Annotated in this window: 4 protein-coding genes; 3 read left to right on the forward strand and 1 reads right to left on the reverse strand. The window is 70.9% G+C overall.

Going from position 1 to position 3,929, the window contains the following annotated elements:
• Window positions 1-808 (reverse strand): hypothetical protein (locus E1294_RS54245; RefSeq protein WP_181958687.1); only part of this gene is annotated, 808 nt, incomplete at its 3' end.
• Window positions 809-989: 181 nt separating this feature from the next.
• Between E1294_RS54245 and cofD the strand changes: the two genes are divergently transcribed.
• The 3 genes from cofD to E1294_RS51255 all read left to right on the forward strand — a co-directional run.
• On the forward strand, window positions 990-1,928 hold the full coding sequence (gene cofD, locus E1294_RS51245) for a 2-phospho-L-lactate transferase (protein WP_132520402.1): 939 nt from the start codon (window positions 990-992) through the stop codon (window positions 1,926-1,928).
• Window positions 1,925-3,298: a coenzyme F420-0:L-glutamate ligase gene (locus E1294_RS51250; protein ID WP_246083884.1), complete on the forward strand. Its 1,374-nt coding sequence runs from the start codon at window positions 1,925-1,927 to the stop codon at window positions 3,296-3,298. The genes cofD and E1294_RS51250 overlap by 4 nt, the downstream gene beginning before the upstream one ends.
• A gap of 91 nt (window positions 3,299-3,389) precedes the next feature.
• On the forward strand, window positions 3,390-3,929 hold a 540-nt coding region (locus E1294_RS51255), incomplete at its 3' end, for a lytic polysaccharide monooxygenase auxiliary activity family 9 protein (protein WP_132520405.1).

Below are 3,929 nucleotides of genomic sequence, written 5' to 3' on the forward strand. Positions count from 1 at the left end.
CAGGCTGCTGACCCGACGGAGGCTGCTGGCCGTAACCAGGCTGCTGACCCGACGGAGGCTGCTGGCCGTAACCAGGCTGCTGACCCGACGGAGGCTGCTGGCCGTAACCAGGCTGCTGACCCGACGGGGGCTGCTGGCCGTAACCGGGCTCCGGCTGACCGTAGCCGGAGTCCGGCTGACCGTACGCGCCGGAGGGCTGCTCCTGGCCGTAACCGGGCTGCTGGCCGAACGCGGCTGGCTGCTCCTGCTGCCCGAATCCGGGCTGACCGGGGCCGGGCTGACCTGGTTGACCGGGCTGGCCGTAGCCGGGGGCGGGCTGCTGCTGGCCGTAGTAGGGGGGCTGCTGGCCGAACGGGGGCTGCTGGTAGACCTGCGCGACGGGACGATCGGGGACGACCTGCGGCAGCAGGTAGACGAGCGCGATGGCGGTGAGCGCGAGCGCGGGCGTGCCCAGCAGCACGAGCTCCACTGCGGACCGGGCGCCGTCGCCGGTGAACACGCCTAGCACGAGCGAGAGCATGCCGCCCACCGCGGCCATCGCGAGCCCGGCCACCGCGGCGTACGCGACCGGCTTGGCCTTGGGCGACGGTTCGCCGACCTTGGTGAGGAGCAGCACGGACCCCACCAGCAACGCCACCACGTACGGGCTCGTCATGTCCAGGGTGTTCCAGGAAGCACGTTCCATGATGGTCGTGTCGGGGTCCCCGACCAGGACGCGGCCGATCCTCACCAGGACGTACACCAGTCCTAGGACGACCATGGCCCAGGCGGCCGGCTCCCTCAGCCGGGCGACATCAAATTTGCTCACAACTACCCCCATCAGACCCTTTAGCCCGAAGGGAGTTTGCCACATCACTGACGAGGCTCGCGGGAGTCCCAGAAACCTCTTCCATCCCAATTCTACAAATATCCGCACGTACAGGGGTTTCGGCACAACCAAAACCGGTCCCGGGACGGGCCTGTCAGAGCCCGGTGGAAGACTGGGCCGCATGCACATCGTGTCCCTCGCCGGAGGCATCGGCGGCGCCCGTTTCCTGCGCGGCCTGCGCGCCACCGAGCCAGACGCCTCGATCACCGTCATCGGCAACACGGGTGACGACATCACCCTGTTCGGCCTGCGGGTCTGCCCCGACCTCGACACTGTGATGTACACCCTGGGCGGCGGCATCGACGAGGAACAGGGCTGGGGCCGGGCCAAGGAGACCCACGTCGTCAAGGAGGAGCTGGCCGCCTACGGCGTCGAGCCCCAGTGGTTCGGGCTGGGCGACCGCGACTTCGCCACCCACATCGTGCGCTCGCAGATGCTGGAGGCGGGCTATCCGCTCTCGCAGATCACGCAGGCGCTGTGCACGCGCTGGCAGCCCGGCGTGCGGCTGCTCCCGATGACCGACGACCGCTGCGAGACCCACGTCGTGATCGAGGACGACCGCGGCAAGCGCGCCGTGCACTTCCAGGAGTGGTGGGTACGCCTGCGCGCCTCAGTGCCCGCCCAGTCGTTCGCGCTGGTGGGGGCCGACACCGCGAAGCCCGCGCCCGGCGTGCTTGAGGCCGTCGAGCAGGCCGACGTGGTCATCCTGCCGCCGTCCAACCCGGTGGTGAGCATCGGCACGATCCTGCAGGTCCCGGGCATCCGCGACGCTCTGCTGCCCAAAACCGTGGTCGGCGTCTCACCGATCATCGGCGGCGCGCCGGTCAGGGGCATGGCCGATGCCTGCCTGACGGCCATCGGGGTGGAGACGACCGCGCAGGCCGTCCTCGAGCTGTACGGCTCCGATCTCATCGACGGCTGGCTGGTGGCGGAGGAGGATCACACGGTCGCCCTCGACGGCGTCAGGGTGGTCGCCGGGCCGATCCTCATGCACGACCCCGGCGCCACCGCCGGCATCGCCCGCACCGCACTCGACCTCGCCCTGGAGCTCGCCCGATGACCGCGTCCCAGCCCCCGTCGCCCGCGACCGCCTCCCAGCACCCGGCGGCTCCCGAGCCCGCGACCACATCCCGGCATCCGGCGCCTGCCGCGTCCGGGACCGCCGCGCGGCGGATCGAGGTGATCGCCGTCACGGGCATCGGCGAGGTGCGGCCGGGCGACGACGTGGCGGCCCTGCTCAAGGACGCCGGGCTGCGTGACGGCGACATCGTGGTCGTCACCTCGAAGATCGTGAGCAAGGCGGAGGGCAGGGTGCGGCAGGCGCCCGACCGCGCCCAGGCGATCGCGGACGAGACCGAGCGCGTGGTCGCCCGGCGCGGCGACACCGTGATCTCGCAGACCCGTCAAGGCTTCGTCATGGCCGCCGCCGGCGTCGACGCCTCCAACACCGAGCCCGGCACCGTGCTGCTCCTGCCCGCCGATCCCGACGCGTCAGCCAGACGCATCAGGGCCGGCCTGAGCGAGCGCGCCGGGGTGATTGTCTCCGACACGTTCGGTCGGCCGTGGCGCAACGGCCTCACCGACGTGGCCATCGGGGCGGCGGGCGTGCGGCCGCTCGACGACTACCGGGGCGCATCCGACGGCTACGGCAACGAGCTCAGCGCGACGGTCACGGCGCTGGCCGACGAGATCGCGGGCGCAGCCGAACTGGTCAAGGGCAAGCTCGACGGGGTTCCCGTGGCGATCGTGCGCGGGCTGTCCCACCTGGTCACCGACGACGACGGGCCGGGCGTCAGGCCGCTCGTGCGCGCGGCCGACGAAGACCTGTTCCGCTACGGGTCGCGCGACGTCGTCTTCGCCCGCAGGACCATCAGGGAGTTCGCCGACCGGCCCGTCGATCCCGCGGCCGTGCGCAGGGCGGTGGCGGCGGGCATCGCCGCGCCGGCGCCGCACCACACGACGCCGTGGAGGTTCGTGCTGGTCGAGTCGCCCGAGACCCGGACGAAACTGCTCGACGCGATGCGCGAGGCGTGGATTCGCGATCTGCGCGGCGACGGGTTCACCGAGCAGTCGATCGCCAGGCGGATCAAGCGTGGCGACGTGCTGCGCAACGCGCCCTATCTGGTGGTGCCGTGCCTGGTGATGGAGGGCTCCCACACCTACCGCGACGAGCGGCGCAACGCCTCCGAGCGGGAGATGTTCGTCGTGGCGACGGGCGCCGGGGTGGAGAACTTCCTGATCCAGCTCGCCGTCGAGGGGCTCGGCTCGGCGTGGGTGTCGTCCACGATGTTCTGCCGGCCGGTCGTGCGCGAGGTGCTCGGCCTGGCCGGGTCGTGGGATCCGATGGGCTGCGTGGCCGTCGGGCACGCGACCGCGCCGCCGCGCGAGCGGGCGCCGCGCGATCCTGACGATTTCATCGTCACGCGTTGACCGGGTGACGGAACTCCAGTCAGCCGGGCATTTACCGTTAGGAAACTTTCCTTTACATTCGGCTCATCCCCCCAAGTAAAGGAGCCGCCGAATGAGAAGGACGCTGACCTTACTCGCCGTGGTGGTGGTCGCGTTCGCCACCACGGTGGTCAACACCGCGCCGGCCTTCGCCCACGGCTACGTGAACTCACCGCCGAGCCGCCAGGCCAACTGCGCCCAGGGCAGGGTGCCCGACTGCGGCAACATCATCTACGAGCCGCAGAGCGTGGAGGGACCGAAGGGCCTGCGCAGCTGCCACGCCAACCTCCCGCAGTTCGCCCAGCTCAGCGACGAGAGCAAGCCGTGGCCCGTCGCCTCGGCTGGCAGCACGACGACCTTTACCTGGACGTTCACCGTCCAGCACGCCACGCGCGACTTCGAGTACTACATCGGCGGCACGCGGGTGGCCGTCTTCGACGGCGGCGGCCGGCAACCGCCTCCCACGGTCTCGCACACGGTCGACCTCGCCGGGTTCTCCGGGCGGCAGAAGATCCTGGCGATCTGGAACATCTCCGACACGGCCAACGCCTTCTACTCCTGCATCGACGTACAGATCGGCGGCGGGAGCAACCCGAACCCCTCACCCACCGTC

The sequence above is a fragment of the Nonomuraea diastatica genome (genome assembly GCF_004349015.1).
In the GTDB taxonomy this organism is placed as follows: domain Bacteria; phylum Actinomycetota; class Actinomycetes; order Streptosporangiales; family Streptosporangiaceae; genus Nonomuraea; species Nonomuraea diastatica.

Excerpts from the sequence above, each read along its gene's own strand:
- cofD (WP_132520402.1), top strand. The coding sequence starts at position 990 with ATGCACATCGTGTCCCTCGCCGGAGGCATCGGCGGCGCCCGTTTCCTG.
- E1294_RS51250 (WP_246083884.1), top strand. The coding sequence starts at position 1,925 with ATGACCGCGTCCCAGCCCCCGTCGCCCGCGACCGCCTCCCAGCACCCG.